Origin of the sequence: Pseudomonas sp. LPH60 (assembly GCF_030718165.1) — a bacterium.
In the GTDB taxonomy this organism is placed as follows: domain Bacteria; phylum Pseudomonadota; class Gammaproteobacteria; order Pseudomonadales; family Pseudomonadaceae; genus Aquipseudomonas; species Aquipseudomonas danubii.
The window spans coordinates 1005820-1022890 of the sequence record NZ_JAVAJH010000002.1 but is presented as its reverse complement, the minus strand read 5'-3'; the positions used below and the strand labels follow the sequence as shown (position 1 = coordinate 1022890).

General features: G+C 62.6%; 19 protein-coding genes. 10 read left to right on the top strand and 9 right to left on the bottom strand.

Translation table 11 applies throughout. The features are described 5' to 3' along the window. Window positions 1–284: 284 nt before the first annotated feature. The gene (rhtA, locus tag Q8O96_RS10360) at window positions 285–1172 is read left to right on the top strand and encodes a threonine/homoserine exporter RhtA (RefSeq protein WP_102860986.1); all 888 of its coding nucleotides are present in this window, start codon (window positions 285–287) and stop codon (window positions 1170–1172) included. Window positions 1173–1330: 158 nt separating this feature from the next. Then, window positions 1331–1612: a hypothetical protein gene (locus Q8O96_RS10355; RefSeq protein WP_102880366.1), complete on the top strand. Its 282-nt coding sequence runs from the start codon at window positions 1331–1333 to the stop codon at window positions 1610–1612. Between the two features lie 9 nt (window positions 1613–1621). Here the strand turns inward: Q8O96_RS10355 and Q8O96_RS10350 are convergent, their stop codons facing one another. Beyond that, on the bottom strand, window positions 1622–2191 hold the full coding sequence (locus Q8O96_RS10350; RefSeq protein ID WP_102880367.1) for a TetR/AcrR family transcriptional regulator: 570 nt from the start codon (window positions 2189–2191) through the stop codon (window positions 1622–1624). A 92-nt stretch (window positions 2192–2283) separates the two neighbouring features. Between Q8O96_RS10350 and Q8O96_RS10345 the strand changes: the two genes are divergently transcribed. Both Q8O96_RS10345 and Q8O96_RS10340 read left to right on the top strand, forming a co-directional pair. Then, window positions 2284–3024 (top strand): SDR family oxidoreductase, encoded by a 741-nt coding sequence (locus Q8O96_RS10345; protein ID WP_102860983.1) that lies wholly within the window; start codon window positions 2284–2286, stop codon window positions 3022–3024. 35 nt (window positions 3025–3059) lie between these two features. Continuing rightward, window positions 3060–3653: a 2-hydroxychromene-2-carboxylate isomerase gene (locus Q8O96_RS10340; protein ID WP_102860982.1), complete on the top strand. Its 594-nt coding sequence runs from the start codon at window positions 3060–3062 to the stop codon at window positions 3651–3653. 71 nt (window positions 3654–3724) lie between these two features. Here the strand turns inward: Q8O96_RS10340 and Q8O96_RS10335 are convergent, their stop codons facing one another. The 4 genes from Q8O96_RS10335 to Q8O96_RS10320 form a co-directional block, all read right to left on the bottom strand. Then, window positions 3725–5533, bottom strand: a complete 1809-nt coding sequence (locus Q8O96_RS10335) for an aminopeptidase P family protein (protein WP_102860981.1) — start codon at window positions 5531–5533, stop codon at window positions 3725–3727. Window positions 5534–5588: 55 nt separating this feature from the next. Next, window positions 5589–6758: a cysteine desulfurase family protein gene (locus Q8O96_RS10330; protein ID WP_102860980.1), complete on the bottom strand. Its 1170-nt coding sequence runs from the start codon at window positions 6756–6758 to the stop codon at window positions 5589–5591. A 210-nt stretch (window positions 6759–6968) separates the two neighbouring features. Then, complete coding sequence (locus Q8O96_RS10325; RefSeq protein WP_102860979.1) at window positions 6969–7583, bottom strand: LysE family translocator; 615 nt, start codon at window positions 7581–7583, stop codon at window positions 6969–6971. Window positions 7584–7686: 103 nt separating this feature from the next. Next, window positions 7687–7947, bottom strand: coding sequence for a hypothetical protein (locus Q8O96_RS10320; protein WP_102861010.1), 261 nt, complete (start codon window positions 7945–7947; stop codon window positions 7687–7689). A 399-nt stretch (window positions 7948–8346) separates the two neighbouring features. Here Q8O96_RS10320 and msuE point away from each other — a divergent pair, with 399 nt between their 5' ends. The 4 genes from msuE (at window position 8347) to Q8O96_RS10300 (ending at window position 12506) form a co-directional block, all read left to right on the top strand. Continuing rightward, entirely contained in the window at window positions 8347–8910 is a 564-nt protein-coding gene (gene msuE / locus Q8O96_RS10315; RefSeq protein WP_250329397.1) for an FMN reductase, read from the top strand. Between the two features lie 9 nt (window positions 8911–8919). Continuing rightward, window positions 8920–10059: an FMNH2-dependent alkanesulfonate monooxygenase gene (ssuD, locus tag Q8O96_RS10310; protein WP_102880373.1), complete on the top strand. Its 1140-nt coding sequence runs from the start codon at window positions 8920–8922 to the stop codon at window positions 10057–10059. 134 nt (window positions 10060–10193) lie between these two features. Next, window positions 10194–11381, top strand: coding sequence for an acyl-CoA dehydrogenase family protein (locus Q8O96_RS10305; RefSeq protein ID WP_110597227.1), 1188 nt, complete (start codon window positions 10194–10196; stop codon window positions 11379–11381). Between the two features lie 24 nt (window positions 11382–11405). Next, window positions 11406–12506: a sigma-54-dependent Fis family transcriptional regulator gene (locus Q8O96_RS10300; RefSeq protein ID WP_305948747.1), complete on the top strand. Its 1101-nt coding sequence runs from the start codon at window positions 11406–11408 to the stop codon at window positions 12504–12506. Here Q8O96_RS10300 and Q8O96_RS10295 read toward each other — a convergent pair. Continuing rightward, the gene (locus tag Q8O96_RS10295) at window positions 12503–12865 is read right to left on the bottom strand and encodes an antibiotic biosynthesis monooxygenase (RefSeq protein WP_102860973.1); all 363 of its coding nucleotides are present in this window, start codon (window positions 12863–12865) and stop codon (window positions 12503–12505) included. The genes Q8O96_RS10300 and Q8O96_RS10295 overlap by 4 nt on opposite strands. 108 nt (window positions 12866–12973) lie before the next feature. On the opposite strand from Q8O96_RS10295, the gene soxR reads away from it, so the two are divergent. Beyond that, window positions 12974–13447 (top strand): redox-sensitive transcriptional activator SoxR, encoded by a 474-nt coding sequence (gene soxR, locus Q8O96_RS10290; protein ID WP_102860972.1) that lies wholly within the window; start codon window positions 12974–12976, stop codon window positions 13445–13447. A gap of 90 nt (window positions 13448–13537) precedes the next feature. Here soxR and Q8O96_RS10285 read toward each other — a convergent pair whose 3' ends face one another. The 3 genes from Q8O96_RS10285 to Q8O96_RS10275 form a co-directional block, all read right to left on the bottom strand. Then, window positions 13538–14308, bottom strand: a complete 771-nt coding sequence (locus Q8O96_RS10285; RefSeq protein ID WP_115580601.1) for a MetQ/NlpA family ABC transporter substrate-binding protein — start codon at window positions 14306–14308, stop codon at window positions 13538–13540. Window positions 14309–14390: 82 nt separating this feature from the next. Then, window positions 14391–15056, bottom strand: a complete 666-nt coding sequence (locus Q8O96_RS10280) for a methionine ABC transporter permease (protein WP_102860970.1) — start codon at window positions 15054–15056, stop codon at window positions 14391–14393. A gap of 4 nt (window positions 15057–15060) precedes the next feature. Further along, window positions 15061–16284 (bottom strand): SfnB family sulfur acquisition oxidoreductase, encoded by a 1224-nt coding sequence (locus tag Q8O96_RS10275; protein ID WP_305948746.1) that lies wholly within the window; start codon window positions 16282–16284, stop codon window positions 15061–15063. A gap of 282 nt (window positions 16285–16566) precedes the next feature. Between Q8O96_RS10275 and Q8O96_RS10270 the strand changes: the two genes are divergently transcribed. Then, complete coding sequence (locus Q8O96_RS10270; RefSeq protein WP_102860968.1) at window positions 16567–17034, top strand: VOC family protein; 468 nt, start codon at window positions 16567–16569, stop codon at window positions 17032–17034. Window positions 17035–17071: the final 37 nt, after the last annotated feature.

The window sequence follows — 17071 nt, the reverse complement described above, 5'->3', positions numbered from 1 at the left end:
TGGCTTCGATGAACTGAAGCGTAACCGCTGCCGAAAACCGCGTAACTCTTTGAATTTCAAGGAGTTTTCCGTTTCGACTGCGCCGGAAGTGGGGCGAATTATAGACCTGTAGAATCTGCCGTCAACACTTAATTTGCATTTTCTATGATTCAACGCGAAAAGCCCTGCCGACAGCTTCTATATAGGGGCGCAAAAAAGACTTTGCGCACTATATTGCTCATCGAGCATTAGTTAAGCATCATGACCCACGTGCTCCCCCCCTCAGACTCTGGATGACTCTCCGCATGAACGACCAACCGCGCAGCCTTGCCTCGACCTTGTTTCCGGTGGGGTTACTGCTCATTGCCATGGCCTCGATTCAATCAGGCGCCTCCCTGGCCAAGAGCATGTTCCCCGTCGTTGGCGCCCAAGGCACGACCACCCTGCGCCTGATCTTCGCCAGCATCATCATGCTGCTTCTATTAAGGCCCTGGCGCGCCAAGTTCACCGCCAACACGCTGCGCACCGTGATTGTCTACGGCATGGCCCTGGGCGGGATGAACTTCCTCTTCTATATGTCCCTGAGAAGCGTGCCCCTGGGAATCGCTGTCGCTCTGGAGTTCACCGGCCCATTGGCGGTGGCCATCTACGCCTCACGCAAGGCTATCGACTTCCTGTGGATCGCCCTGGCCATCGTCGGACTGCTACTGCTGATTCCCACTGGAGCTACCGAAACCGCCATCGACCTAGTGGGCGCAGGCTACGCACTCGGGGCTGGAGTCTGCTGGGCACTGTACATCCTGTTCGGGCAAAAGGCCGGGGCCGAAAACGGTATCCAGACCGCAGCCCTGGGAGTCATGATCGCGGCACTCTTCGTCGCTCCTATTGGCATCGTCCACGCCGGCGCCGCACTACTCACACCTTCCTTGATCCCCGTAGCCCTGGGCGTGGCCATCTTGTCTACCGCGCTTCCCTATAGCCTGGAGATGGTCGCCCTGACTCGCATGCCCGCGCGCACCTTTGGCACCCTGATGAGTATCGAACCCGCTTTCGGTGCACTTTCCGGCCTGCTATTCCTGCACGAATACCTTTCCCTCGCGCAATGGATGGCCATCGCCTGCATCATCCTTGCTTCCGTAGGGGCAACCCTGACCATGCGCCGCGAGTCCAAACCATTAGTTGCGGTTGATTGAGATTCAACTCTGGTAATTGCCGTTCAATTAGGCCATGTTTAGTCGGCTACTCAACGTCAGCCATGGAGTTGTCAGACAGGGATATCGCAAACGCAAAAGACCATAGCTAATGCAGTCACACTCGGGCGTTAGATCCGGGGCTAGCGATAAGGACGGGGATGAAACGATTTTTGATAATGTTGGCCGTACTTGCCATTGCAGGCTGCGCTGCGACCGCGAAAACCGAAGTCAAACGGGGTAAGAAAGGACTCCACATCAACTGCTCGGGTTTGTCTTCTTCCTGGGACAAGTGCTACACCAAGGCCACCCAGTCCTGCGGCCCCAAAGGCTACAAGGTGATCGCCAAATCTGGTGATGCCGTGGAGGACCCGGGGGATTACCCCTTCGGCCTGAACCCAGCCGGTTACACCAGCCGCAGCATGATCATCATCTGCAAATAGTGGCACCGTTCAATCTTCGGGCAGCCCTTCCAGCTGCCCAATGATCTGTTCATGGCTCGACGCCAGCACCTGCTGCTGGATACTCGGGCTCACCAGCATTCGCGCCACCACCAACGCGCCGACACACTGCGACAGAATCGACCAGGCCAGGCTTTCGCTACCTAAAGTCTGCGCCCAAGCCTGATGCAAACGGCAGATCCAGTCTTGCGCCTCCTGTCGGACTTCGACACTGCCCCGAGCAATCTCCGCACCCAACGCTGGCAACGCACAGCCCGCTCCCGGCTGCTGCAGATGCGCCACACTCAAATACTGCTTCAGACAGCGCCGCAGCTTTGCCTGATTCTGCCGCCCCTCCCCGCCCAGGCGCTCCAGGCTCTGGCTCAACTCGCGCTCGACGATGGAACCGAACAACTCGTCCTTGGACGTGAAGTGCGTATAAAAAGCCCCGCCACTGAGGCCGATGGCCTTCATCAACGCATCTACACCGACAGTAGAAAAACCGTTGTTCTTGGCCTGGGTGGCACTGCTCTGCAGTAGGCGTTCACGGGTTTCCTGCTTATGGCCGACTGAATAACGCATTCCTGATGGACTCCCCTGCTCGCTTGACGACAGAAAAATCATAGCATAACGTTCGTTTAGTTAACGATCGTTTACCCAATAGCGAGCCTCCCATGACTACAGCCTCGAACAAGAACAAAGTCGTACTGGTGGTCGGTGCCGGTGATGCCACCGGTGGTGCCATTGCCAAGCGTTTCGCCGCAGAAGGCTTTACTGCCTGCGTGACCCGACGCAGCGCGGACAAACTGCAGCCGCTGGTGGAGGCCATCCAGCAAACCGGTAGCCAAGCCCATGGTTTTGCCTGCGATGCGCGTAAAGAAGAAGACGTGGTGGCACTGATCGAACAAATCGAAACCCAGATCGGTCCGATCGAAGCCTTCGTCTTCAACATCGGCGCCAACGTGCCCTGCAGCATCCTTGAGGAAACCGCACGCAAATACTTCAAGATCTGGGAGATGGCCTGTTTTTCGGGCTTCCTCAATGCCCGCGAGGTGGCCAAGCGCATGGTCACCCGCAAGCGCGGCACCATCCTGTTCACCGGCGCTACCGCCGGGGTCCGCGGCGCTGCGGGCTTTGCCGCCTTTGCCGGCGCCAAGCACGGTATCCGCGCCCTGGCCCAGAGCATGGCCCGGGAGCTGGGGCCCTTGAACATCCACGTCGGCCACATCATCGTCGACGGCGCCATCGACACCGACTTCATCCGCACCAGCTTTCCCGAGAAATATGCCCTCAAGGATCAGGACGGCATCCTCAACCCCGAGCATATCGCCGAGAACTACTGGTACCTGCACAGCCAGCCCCGTGATGCCTGGACCTTCGAACTGGACCTGCGTCCCTGGAACGAACGCTGGTAATCCCCTTCCATAACAACAATCAGGGAATCTGCATCATGAATAAAAAGGTGGAGTTCTTCTTCGACCTGGGCAGCCCGACTTCATACCTGGCCTACACCCAACTGCCGAAGATCTGTGCCCAGACCGGCAGCCAACTGGTGTACCAACCCATGCTGCTGGGCGGCGTCTTCAAGACCACCGGCAACGCATCCCCCATCAGCGTCCCCGCCAAAGGCCGCTACATGCTGCAGGACCTGGCGCGCTTCGCCCAGCGCTATCAGGTGGAGCTCAATTTCAACCCGCACTTCCCCATCAACACCCTGCTGCTGATGCGCGCCACGACCGGAGTGCAGATGCATTTACCGGAACGCTTCATCGATTTCATCGACTGCCTGTTCCGCGCACTCTGGGTCGACAAACGCAACCTCAACGACGCCGCCAGCGTCGCCCAGGTCCTGGAACAAGGCGGTTTCGACCCACAGCAGATCCTCGACCTGAGCAATGCCGAGGACGTCAAGACCGCTCTCAGGAACAACACCGAACAGGCCTTGCAGCGGGGAGTATTCGGTGCTCCCAGCATGTTCGTGGGTGAGGAATTGTTTTTCGGTCAGGATCGGCTCGACTTCGTCCGGGAAGCCTTGAGCAAGTGACCACCAGCATCTGCGGCGACGCTTGAGTCGCCGCAGCCACCTCACCCGCGTTGCGCGGGTGAGGCCTTGCATCAGATCGCCGCAGTGCGCGCCTGCAACCACTCCAGCGCCGCCCCTTGCAACAGCGGACTAAGGCGCCGGCGAACATCACCGTGATAAGCGTTGAGCCACTCGCGCTCATCCTGAGTCAGCAACGACGGTTCCAGGCAACGGCTGTCGATCGGGCACAACGTCAGGGTTTCAAACTTCAGGAACTCACCAAACTCGGTCGTACCTGCCTCACGGTTCAAGACCAGATTCTCGATCCGCACCCCCCAACGCCCGGGACGATAAGTCCCCGGTTCGATGGAAGTAATCATCCCCGGCTGCATCGCGGTTTGCGGCGCCGGTGCGGCCTGATAGGCAATCACCTGCGGCCCCTCATGCACATTCAGGAAGTAGCCGACACCATGCCCGGTGCCATGTCCGTAATCCACGCCTTCGGCCCAGATCGGCGCACGAGCGATGGCATCCAGCAGCGGCGAAAGAATGCCCCGAGGGAACTGCGCCCGGGACAAGGCGATAACCCCCTTGAGCACTCGGGTGCAATCGCGCTTCTGCTCGGCACTTGGTGTACCGATCGGCACCATGCGGGTGATATCGGTGGTGCCGCCCAGGTACTGGCCGCCGGAGTCGATCAGCAACAGGCCATCGCCCTCGATCACCGCGTGTTCTTCAGGCGTGGCGTGGTAATGAGGCATCGCCCCATTGGCATTGAATGCGGCAATGGTATTGAAACTCAGGGAGACATAACCCGGACGCCGCTCACGGGCGGCGGTCAGGTGTTCATCAATGGTCAGCTCGGTGACTCGTTCACGCCCCAGGGCACTCTCCAACCAGGCGAAGAACTCACAGAGGGCCGCGCCGTCCTGCTCCATGGCCTGACGAATGTGCTCGGCGTCCGCCAGGCTCTTGCGCGACTTGGACAAGGTAGTGGGATTGAGCCCTTCCAGCAGCTTCACCCCGGGAAGCAGATTGTCCAGCAGGCCGCTGGTGACCCGTGCCGGATCAATCTGCAAGGTCGCGTCTTCAGGCACTGCGCGCAGCGCCGCCGCCACTTCCGAATAGTCCCGCAGGCTCACGCCATCCGCCTCCAGCACCCCACGCAGCGGGTCATCGACCTTGCTCAAGGCCACGAACAAAGTGGCCTGCTGCTGGCTGATCAAGGCGAAGGACACAAACACCGGGTTGAACGAAACGTCCGCCCCCCGCAGGTTGAACAGCCAGGCGATATCGTCGAGGGTGGCGATGAAATGCCAATCCGCGCCACGCTCCTTCAGGGTTTCCCGCAGCTTGCCGAGCTTCTCCACCCGGCTCTGCGTCGCCTGCGGCGGCACGTGTTGATACACCGGCTGATCCGGCAACGCGGGACGATCACTCCACACTTCCTGAAGCAGATCGATGTCGGTCCGCAGACGGGCTCCGCGCTCCTGCAACTTGGCGCTCAGGGTGCGGGCCGAGGCCACAGCCATCACCGCGCCATCTACCGCCACCACCGCGCCTTGCGGAGTCTGCTCCGCCAGCCAGTCCAGGGGGCCAGGCTGGCCCGGCTGCAACTTCACCAGTTCGATACCACTGCCCTTGAGCTCCTTGCTGGCCTGTTCCCAGTAACGGCTGTCGGCCCAGACCCCGGCAAAATCCGCGGTCACGATCAGCGTGCCCACCGAGCCATGGAAGCCCGACAGCCACTGGCGCCCCTGCCAGTAACCCGGCAGGTATTCCGACAGATGCGGGTCGGCCGACGGCACCAACAAGGCATGAATGCCCTCGCGGCTCATCAACTGACGGACGTGCGCCAAGCGCTGGGGGACCACTCCCTGGGTCGAAGGCTGGGTACTCATTGTGTCTCCTTAACCGGCTTATTCATTGTTATGGAAGATCGAGATCACTCGACCTTCAAGACTGGGCTCCGGCCCAGAACGCCGGAGCAGTGGCGCATGACGCCTTGATCAATTGTGCGGCGCGATCCACATCCTCCTCGGTGGTAAAACGCCCGAGGCTCAAGCGAATGGTGCGACTGGCCTGCAATGCATCGTGCCCCAATGCCAGCAGCACATGGGAAGGCGCATTGCTTGCCGAATTGCAGGCCGAGGTCGCGGAAAACGCCAGGGACGCACTCAGAGCTGCCGAATCGAAGCCCCCCTCGCTGAAAGTCAGGCTCAAGGTATGGGGAATGCGCTGGCTGACACTGCCATTCAAGCGCAGGCCGGCAATGCCCGCCAGTTGCTCCAGCAGTCGCTGGCGCAGACGGACGATGGCCGCGGTTTCTTCCTCGAACAACTCACCCGCCAGGGCAAAGGCCGCGCCCATGGCGGCGATCTGATGGGTGGCCAGGGTCCCGGAACGCAATCCGCCTTCGTGACCGCCGCCATGAATCTGCGCCAGCAGCCGCTGCTGCGCCCGCGGCCCGACATACAGCGCGCCGATGCCCTTGGGGCCATACAATTTGTGCGCGGAGAACGACATCAGGTCCACCGGCCAGTGCCCAAGATCAATCGCCACCTTGCCGGCACCCTGGGCCGCATCCACATGCAGCAGCGCACCTCGCTCACGCACCACCTGACCAATCGCCGGGATGTCGTTGAGGGTGCCCAGTTCGTTGTTGACCAGCATCAACGACACCAGAAAAGTGTCGTCGCGCAAGGCTTCACTGACCGCCTGGGCGGTGATCAACCCGTCGGCGTCGGGCACCAGATAGGTCACCGCCACGCCGGCTTCCTGCAACTGGCGGGCGGTGTCGAGCACCGCCTTGTGTTCGATCTGGCTGGTGATGATGTGCCCACCGCTCAGGCCCCGAGCCTGCATCACGCCCTTGAGCGCCAGGTTGTTGGATTCGGTGGCGCCGGAAGTCCAGACGATCTGCTCCGGCTGCGCCCCCACCAACTGTGCGACTTGCTGCCGGGCGCGCTCGACACTGCGCCGCGCCTCCTGGCCAAAAGCATGGGAACTGGACGCCGGGTTGCCGAAATTGGCGTTGAAACCCAGACATTCCAGCATGACCTGGATGACCCGCTCATCCACCGGCGTGGTGGCGGCGTAGTCGAAATAAAGAGGACGTTTGTTCATGACTGAAGACCCGCAGAGCTTGTTCCAGGATCGGCATTGGCTCAGAGAAGATGATGCACAAGCGCGCCGTACAAGAACGGCGCGTCAACAGCGGGCACTGAGCAATACGCGATCGGATGCAGTTAAAGAAGAACACCTTCGTTTAAAAGTGCGTAGGAACGCTCCTGGGACGCAGCTTAACAGGCTCGGGGCAACGCGTTGAAGCGCCGCTTAACTGATGTTTTCCAGCAGCAAGGGCGCAAGGGAAATCACCAGCAATCCGGCCATTCCCAGATTGAACAGGCGCAGCCAGCGAGGGTTGCGCAGCACGTTACGCAGCAAGCTGCCGCACGCGGCCCAGAGGCTGACCGTAGGGGCGTTGATCAAAGCGAACACCGCCGCGATCACCAGCACATTGGTGAAATAACCCTGTAGCGGGGTGTAAGTGCTGATGGCCCCCACCGCCATCACCCAGGCCTTGGGATTGACCCACTGGAACGCCGCAGCCCCCCAATACCCCAAAGGTTGCCCCTGGCCCTGCTGCTCCTCGGACATGGGCCCGGAACGGGCGATCTTCCACGCCAGGTACAGCAGGTACGCCGCTCCGACATATCGCAGCACGCTGTACAGCAACGGATAGGCCTCGAACACCGCCCCCAGGCCCAGGCCAACCGCCAGCACCAGAACGAAAAAACCGCAGCTGATGCCCAGGATATGAGGAATGGAACGGTTGAAGCCGAAGTTCACCCCCGAGGCCAGCAACATGGTGTTGTTAGGGCCGGGCGTGATGGAAGTGACCAGGGCAAACAGGGCGAACGCCAACAGCAGGTCAACGGAAAGGGTCATGAATGCAAGGTCCTGGGCAAGGGCGATCAGGCCTCGACCCTAACTCAGGGCCTGCCTGAAACCCACGGACAGTTACGCAAAACTTCGACCCGTACAGTTCTCTTCAACTGGCCGGATGGTGTCGACTGATATTGCGCTGGGCGCTCATCTCGCCCTGGTGATCGAACGCCGCAGGACGGCCAAGCAGCTCGGCCTTTTTCTGCTGGTACTCATCGAACGACAAGCCGCGGCGATTCAAGGCTTCCAGCGCCAGTTCGCGGGTTTCCTCGGCCGTGTAGGGACGCAGCTCAGGAGTGCCCGGGCTGGCGCAGCCGGCCAGCACGCTAAAAACCAACATCGACAGAACAACGGAGGAAGCCTTCATGGCGAGCACCAGGAGCGGGTTGCGAACAATGAACAAAGGCTACTCCCGCACCGGCACTGGCAAAAATCATCCAGCTCGATAGTCGCTATTGACCGTTCCAAGGCCTTGGCAGTCACTCCTTATATTCCATAAAGACCTATAAATATGGAAACAAGCTCTTTTGAGGAATAACAGCAAGCCTTTATAACAGCTGCATTGCGTTGCCCAACTGTTGCCCTGGCAACTGTTCATCCGGCAACAGTCGATCAACAAAACAGTGCCTGCGCAACAGCAGCCAATCCGCACCGGATCGCCGGAAAGCCCCGTAATACAAGGCTTTAACGGGTTGGTACAGCTCTTGCTCCCGATCCAGGACACCTGCCATTGCTCGTAGAGCCACTGTTTAAAAAGGAACCGATCATGTCCCGTCCCTTGAAAGTCGTTGCCCTCTCCGGTGGAACCTGGCGCCCGTCCCGCACCCTGGTGCTGACCCAGGCCCTGCTGGACGAACTGTCCGGGCACCTGCCGATCAACAGCCACCTCATCGAACTGGGCGATATTGCCCGTCCGCTAGGCGCAGCCCTGTCGCGCCAGGAACTGCCCGCCGAGGTCGAGGCCGAGCTCCAGGCCATCGAAAACGCCGACCTGTTGATCGTTGCCGCCCCGGTCTATCGCGGCTCCTACCCTGGCCTGCTCAAGCACCTGTTCGACCTCATCGACCTGAACGCCTTGATCGATACCCCGGTGCTGCTGGCCGCCACCGGAGGCAGCGAGCGCCACGCCCTGGTGCTGGATCACCAGTTGCGTCCGCTGTTCAGTTTCTTCCAGGCCCTGACCCTGCCGATTGGCGTGTACGCCACCGAAGCCGACTTCAGCCATTACCAGATCACCAGCGAACTGTTGAAAGCCCGCATCCAGCTGGCCGCCGAACGGGCTGCGCCGCTGTTTGGCGCTCACCCGAAAAACCTGCTGAAAATCGCTTAAGGACCTGTCATGGATGTGTTCTGGTTTCTTCCGACCCACGGCGACGGCCACTTCCTGGGCACTGCCCAGGGCGCCCGCCCGGTCACCCTCAACTACCTCAAGCAAGTGGCCCAGGCTGCGGACAGCCTGGGCTATCACGGCGTGCTGATTCCCACCGGACGCTCCTGCGAAGACTCCTGGGTCATCGCCTCGGCCCTGGTGCCGCTGACCGAGCGCCTGCGCTATCTGGTGGCGATTCGCCCGGGGATCATCTCCCCCACTGTCTCCGCGCGCATGGCCGCCACCCTGGACCGGCTGTCCAACGGCCGCCTGCTGATCAATGTGGTCACCGGTGGCGACCCGGACGAGAACCGTGGCGACGGCAGCTTCCTCAGCCACAGCGAACGCTACGAAGTGACTGACGAATTCCTGCAGATCTGGCGCCGGGTGCTGCAAGGCGAAGCCGTGGACTTCGAGGGCAAGCACCTGCATGTGCAGAACGCCAAGGCCCTGTATCCACCGGTGCAGAAACCCTATCCCCCGCTGTACTTCGGCGGCTCCTCCGAGGCCGCCCACGAATTGGCTGCTGATCAGGTGGACGTGTACCTGACCTGGGGCGAGCCTCCGGCGGCGGTAGCCCAAAAGCTGGCCGACGTGCGCGAACGCGCTGCGCGCAAGGGCCGCACGGTGAAGTTCGGCATTCGCTTGCACGTGATCGTTCGCGAAACCGAGGATGAAGCCTGGAAAGCAGCGGACAAACTGATCGAACACATCAGTGACGACACCATCGCCGCCGCCCAGCAATCCTTCGCGCGCTTTGACTCCGAAGGCCAGCGGCGCATGGCCGCCTTGCACGGCGGTCGCCGCGATCAGTTGCAGATCGCGCCCAACCTCTGGGCCGGGGTCGGCCTGGTGCGTGGTGGCGCCGGCACCGCCCTGGTGGGCAACCCGCAACAAGTGGCCGAGCGCATCAAGGAATACGCCGACCTGGGGATCGAGAGCTTCATCTTCTCCGGCTACCCGCACCTGGAAGAGGCCTACCGCTTCGCCGAACTGGTGTTCCCACTGCTGCCGGAACCCTATGCCAGCCTGGCCGGCCGCGGTGTGACCAACCTGACCGGGCCGTTCGGCGAAATGATCGCCAATGACGTGTTGCCCAACAGCCGCTGAAATCCCCAAAGCTGTTGTAGGAGCCAGCTTGCCGGCGAAGGCGATCTTCCGGTCCTCTTCGCTGGCAAGCCAGCTCCTGCAGCTCGCAGTACCTTTTCCCGGCCGCCGCGACGGCCACCCACGAGGAACACCGCGTGACTGCCAAACCGCAAAGCGCCCTGTTGTCCCCCTTGCAGACCGCTCGCCAACTGGCCGCCGAGTTTGCCCTCACCGCCGTCGAGCGCGATGAACGTGGCGGCACCCCCAAAGCCGAGCGTGATGCCCTGCGCCACAGTGGCCTGCTGGCCCTGAGCATCCCCACCCAGTTCGGCGGGCTCGGCGCGCCCTGGAGCGAAACCCTGAACATCGTCCGCGAGTTCGCTCGGGTCGACAGCTCCATCGCCCACGTCTTCGGCTTCCATCACCTGATGCTGGCCACCGTGCGCCTGTTCGCCAAGCCCGAACAATGGCAACCCTGGTTCGAACAGACCGCGCGCAAGAACTGGTTCTGGGGCAACGCCCTCAACCCGCTGGACACCCGCACCCTGGTCAAGAACCTCGGCGGCTGGCGCGAGTTCTCCGGCAAGAAGAGCTTCTGCTCCGGGGCCAGCGATTCGGAAATGCTCATCGCCTCGGCGGTGGATGAGAGCAACGGCGGCAAATTGCTGATCGCCGCCATCCCCAGCGGCCGCAGCGGCATCACCCTGCACAACGACTGGAACAACATGGGCCAGCGCCAGACCGACAGCGGCAGCGCCACCTTTGAACGGGTCAGGGTGGAAGAGTCGGAACTGCTGCTGGACCCGGGCCCGCTGAGCACCCCGTTCGCCTGCCTGCGCCCGCTGATCGCCCAACTGACCTTCACCCACATGTTCCTCGGCATCGCCGAAGGCGCCTTCGAGGAAGCCCGGCAATACACCCTGAGCGAAACCCGGGTCTGGCATAAGTCCAGCGCCCAGGACGTGCGCCAGGACCCCTACATCCTCAGCCACTACGGCGAGTTCTGGGTGGCCCTGGAAGGCATCCGCCTGCTGGTGGAGCGGGCCGCCGGGCTGCTGGACCAGGCCTGGGCCAAAGGCCCGAACCTCAGTGCCGAGGAGCGCGGGCACCTGGCCACGGCGATCGCCACCGCCAAGGTCGCCGCCAGCCGCCAGGGCCTGGACCTGTGCAGCCGGCTGTTCGAAGTCACCGGCGCACGCTCGACCCACGCCTCCCTGCGCCTGGACCGCCATTGGCGCAACCTGCGCACCCAGACCCTGCACGACCCGCTGGATTACAAGCTTCACGAGCTGGGTGACTGGGCACTGAACCAGTCCCTGCCGACCCCGACTTTTTACTCCTAGCCCTTTTGTTCACGGAGAGTGCCGATGCAGCTGCTGACCCTACCCCCTTCGCCCGCCCTGGCGACCTCGATCCGCGCCACCGCCCAGGTGTTCGAGGACCCGAAATCCCAGGCCCTGCTGGCGCACCTGCAACAGGTGGCACCCAGTGAAGCCAGCGTGCTGATCATCGGTGAAACCGGGACCGGCAAGGAGCTGGTGGCACGCCACATCCACAACCTCAGCGCCCGGCGCAACCGGCCGTTCGTGGCGGTGAACTGCGGAGCCTTCTCCGAATCCCTGGTGGAGGCCGAACTGTTCGGCCATGAAAAAGGCGCCTTCACCGGCGCCCTCAGCGCCAAGGCCGGCTGGTTCGAAGAGGCCGACGGCGGCACCCTGTTCCTCGACGAGATCGGCGATTTGCCCATGGCCATCCAGGTCAAGCTGCTGCGGGTGCTGCAGGAGCGCGAAGTGGTGCGCCTGGGCTCGCGCAAAAGCATCCCCATCGATGTGCGGGTCCTGGCCGCCACCAACGTGCAACTGGAAAAGGCCATCAACGCCGGGCACTTTCGCGAGGACCTGTATTACCGCCTGGACGTGGTCAGCCTGGAACTGAGCCCGCTGCGCGAGCGCCCCGGCGACATCCTGCCCCTGACCCGGCACTTCATCGAGGCCTACAGCCAGCGCCTGGGCTACGGCAGCATCAGCATCAGCAAAGAGGCCGAATACAAACTCAAGAGCTACAGCTGGCCGGGCAACATCCGCGAACTGGAAAACGTCATCCACCACACCCTGCTGATCTGCCGCGACGGCGTGATCGAGCGCGATGACCTGCGCCTGTCGAACATGCGCATCGAGCGTGCCGACGACAGCCATCCCAGCCACGACGACTCAGCCGAAGCGCTGCTGGACCGCGCCTTCCAGAAACTCTTCGCCGAACAGGCCGGCGCCTTGCATGAAAAGGTCGAGGACGCCCTGCTGCGGGCGGCCTATCGCTTCAGCCACTACAACCAGGTGCACACCGCCAACCTGTTGGGCCTGAGCCGCAACGTCACCCGCACCCGGCTGATCAAGATCGGCGAACTGGCGGTCAACAAGCGGCGCCCGGTGGACGCCCACAGCGAACGCACCCTGCAGTTGTCGATCTAGAGCAGTTTGCAGTGCAAGGCATTGTCCTGGCTGCGGGCAATACTGCTCAGCACCTGGAACGAACCGAAGGTCACGGTCTTGGCCTGATGGGTCAGGATCAACTGCCAGAAATCCTGCTCGCCGCTCTCGAAACGCTCGAAGGCCGCCTCGCCGGCTTCCCGGGATTGCCATTGCAGGTAATTGAGCACCCGCCGACCGTCGTCGCTGGCTTGCACACTGGCACTGAGAAAGCCGCCATAGCCCTGGGCCAGACGCTCGGTCTGCAAGGACAAGGCCGACACCAGAGCCTCCTGCTGGTGCGGTTCGATCTCGAACTCGATCAACTGGGTGAAACTGCGGTTTCTCTCAAATGCGGTCATGAACGGCTCCTTACAGCGGTCGGACAGAATCTTGCGATTGAATGCGCTGCAGGGTAAAACCTCTAGTTAAGTCAAGGTCAAGCCTGTTTTTCATCCTGGTGCCCTTTAATGATCGAACCCGACGCCCTCCACAAAGAACTGACGGTGGGCCAGCTCTCGGCCCGCAGCGGCGTGGCCGTGACCGCGCTGCACTTCTACGAAAGCAAAGGACTGATCAAGAGCAACCGCAACGCCGGCAACCAGCGGCGCTATCCGCGCTCGGTGCTGCGTCGAGTGTCCTTGATCAAGGTGGCCCAGCGCCTGGGCATTCCCCTGGCAGAGATCGGCCAGGCCCTGGCGACCCTGCCCGCCGACCGCGCGCCCACTGCCGCGGACTGGCAGCGTCTGTCGGAACAGTGGAGCCGCGAACTGGACGAACGCATCCGCCAACTGAGCCTGCTGCGCGAGCGGCTGAACCAGTGCATTGGTTGCGGCTGCCTGTCCCTGGAAGGGTGTCCGTTGCGCAACCACGGAGATGCCCTGGGAGACGCCGGCCCGGGCGCCCGCCTGCTGGAGCCCGACGCCACCATCGACACCCCGTAGCCGGCCTCCCTCCAAGGAGCCGGCTTGCCGGCGAAGGCGGACTCACGGGCCTCTTGGCTGGCAAGCCAGCTCCACAAGGGGAGCAGGTACTCAGAAGCCGGGGGCGATCTGGCCTTTGTAGCGGGTCAGGATGAATTGGCGCACAGCGTCGGAGTTCAGCGCCTTGGCCAGTTTCTGAACCCGCGGGTCGTTGCGGTTGTCCGGGCGGGCCACCAGGAACTCGATGTACAGGTCCTTGCCCTTCTCTACGATCAAGGCGCTGTTGGTGTCGATCCCGGCTTCCAGGGCGTAGTTAGCGAATACGAACGCCAGGTCCACCTGGCTCACCGAGCGAGCCAGCAAGGCGCCTTCCAGTTCACGGATCTTCAGGTGCTTGGGGTTGTCGACGATGTCACGCGGGGTGGCCTGGGTGTTGCTCGGGTCCTTGAGCTTGATCAGCCCCGCCTCATGCAGCAGCACCAGGGCACGACCGGTGTTCACCGGGTCGTTGGGAATCGACACCGTGGCGCCGTCCTTGAGCTCGGCAATGTGCTTGATCCTGGTGGAATAGGCACCGAAGGGCTCGATGTGCACCCCCACCACCGGCACCAGGTCGGTGTGCCGGGTCTTGTTGAAGTCGTCGAGGAACGGCCGGTACTGGTAGTAGTTGGCGTCGAGGTTCTTCAACGCCAATTGCTGGTTGGGCTGGATGAAGTCGGTGAAGACCTTGATGTCCAGGTCGACGCCCTCCCTGGCCAGCTCGGGTTTGACGAATTCGAGGATCTCGGCGTGGGGCACCGGGGTGGCGCCCACCACCAGCTTCTCGTTGGCATGCACGCTCAAGGACAGCACAGCGGCCAACATGGCCAGGGTCTTTTTCATGGAGTTGCTCCTAAGGCAGATACGGAGAGCCGTCGTGGGGCGCACGTGAGACCGGTTTTTTTCAGGTTGTGAATACGTCGGGTCAACGTCGGCTGTAGCGCGCCACCAGGCGGTCGCCGGTCATCTGCAGGGCCTGCACCAGCACCAGCAGCAGGACCACGGTGACCAGCATCACGTCGGTCTGGAAACGCTGGTAGCCGTAGCGAATCGCCAGGTCCCCCAGCCCGCCAGCGCCGATCACCCCGGCCATGGCGGTGTAGTCCACCAGCACGATGGCGGTCACCGTGACCGCTGCCAGCAGGCCGCCTCGGGCTTCGGGCAACAACGTGTGGCGGATGATCTGCCAGGTGCTGCCGCCCATGGCCTGGGTCGCCTCCACCACTCCACGGTCCACCTCCCTCAGGGCGGTTTCCACCAGCCGGGCAAAGAACGGTGTACAGCCCACCACCAGCGGCGGGATGGTGCCCGGCACCCCGAGGGAGGTGCCCACCAGCAGGGTGGTCAGGGGAATCAGCACGATCAGCAGGATGATGAAGGGCAACGAACGCAGCACGTTGACCAGCACCGACAGCACTCGATAGATGCCCTGGGCTTCATGCAACTGGCGCTTGCTGGTGAGAAACAGCAGCACCCCCAGCGGCAGCCCCAATAGCACGGTAAAGCCCAGGGCCGCACCGAGCATGCTCAGGGTGTCGAGACAGGCCTGGGCGATATCGGCCCAATAAATGTTCTTGAACCACTCGGCCATGGCATCAGGACCAATCGTGGCGCGGTGGCTTGATGTCGTTGAGCAGCCAGTTGCCCACCACGTGGTACTTCCAGCGCACCGGGTCGTGCAGGGTGTGCACCCGGGCATTGCGCCAGTGGCGGTCGAAGTTGTGGCGCTTGAGGGTCGAGCGGGTGCCACCCAACTCGAACAGCTTGTTGCTGGCCTCGATGGCGATCTCGGTGGTCAGCACCTTGGCCTTGGCCACCGCCAGGGACGCCCGGGCGACACTGTTTTCATCAGGTGCCGGACGCGCCGCATCCAGGGCCAGGCCGGCCCGCTCCAGCAGGGCTTCGGCGGCCTCCAGGCGGATCTCCAGGGCCCCCACCTGGATGATGGTCAGTGGATCTTCACTGGCCTTTTCCACCCCGGCGTCGATCCACGGCCGGGCGTGCTGACGAACAAAGGCGATGGTGTCCCGTAACGCCGCCCGGGCGATGCCGGCGTCGATGGCCGCCGTGGTCAGCTGGGCGAAGGGCCCGGCCAGGGTCGGGCTTTCATAGGAGCGATAGGTGGGGAACAGGTTGAAGGCCGGCACCAGCAGGTTTTGCGCCAGCACCGTGCCGCTGGACGTGGTGCGCTGGCCGATGCTGTCCCAGTCATCGATCACCACCAGCCCTTCGCTGCCCCGGGGCACAAAGGCCAGTTGCCCGCGGCCCTGCTCGTCCAGGGCGAGCACCGCCAGCCAGTGGGCGTACAGCGAACCGGTGCAGTAACCCTTGCGGCCGTTGATCACATAACCCTCACCTGAGCGACGGATGCTGGCCTGAATGTCCTGAACGTTCTTGCCGCCGGTTTCCGACAGCGCATTGGCAAAACGGTGGCCTTGCAGGGCCAGGGCGAAAAAGTGCGCCTGCTGCTCCGGGGTGCCTTGCAGGCGGATGTCTTCCAGCAGGCAGTAGTGATTCTGCGGGATCTGCCCCAGGGACGGATCGGCGGCGGAAATGATGGCGATCACCTCGGCCAGCACCGCGTAGGACACCTGGGCACCGCCATATTCCCGGGGCACGCTGATGCCCCACAGGCCACTGTTGGAATACAGGTCGACCACCTGCGACGGCACCTCACGAGTGCGGTCGCGCTCGGCGTCCTGCTCCAGCAGGACGGCAGCCACGCGCCGGGCCACGATCAACGCTTCGGCGCCATCGCGGATCACATGGGCGGCCGGGGTATGCAGGGGATAAACGGCAGATTCAGGCAATGAAGGCATACAGCGCTCTCGGGCGAATGAAGGTTCCACCCCGCCATTGCAGCTTCTGTGCCGAAAGATCAGCCCTGTGAATTCAAGGGCTTACAGCCCGTTCCTGGCGGTTGCCCAGCGGGCCGCCAGACAAATTGCTGGAGGGCTGTTGTTGGGCCAACAGTGAGTCGCTGTTGCCTGGACGACACCTCGTCAGCCCACACCGGCACCGAAGGTTCCCGGGTATAGAGTGAACGCTGCTCGATCCAGCGACGGACCCGTTTCCAACAACAACATCAAGGAGAAACCCAGATGAGCGTCAAACCCATTCCCGAAGGCTTCAACGGCGTCACTCCCTACTTGGGCATCAAGCGCGCCGCCGAGGCCATCGAGTTCTACAAGCAGGCCTTCGGCGCGGTGGAAACCATGCGCCTGGAGATGCCCGACGGCAGCGTGGGCCATGCCGAACTGCGCATCGGCGGCTCGGCCATCATGCTCGGCAGCCCCTGTGAAGAAACCCCGATGGAAAGCCCGGACAGCCACAAGACGTCGGTTGGACTGCATCTGTATGTGGAAGATGTCGATCGCAGCTTCGCCCGGGCATTGGCCGTCGGCGGCACCGAGGTGTCGGCGCTCAAGGACCAGTTTTACGGCGACCGCAGCGGCAGCCTGCGTGACCCGTTCGGCCATGTGTGGTTCCTGGCCAGCCGCAAGGAAGACCTGAGTACCGAGGAAATCAGCCGGCGGGCGCAGGAAATGTTCCAGCAACAACCCCTTTGACCCGCCCTGACGTCCAAGACCCTAGGAGCCGGCTTGC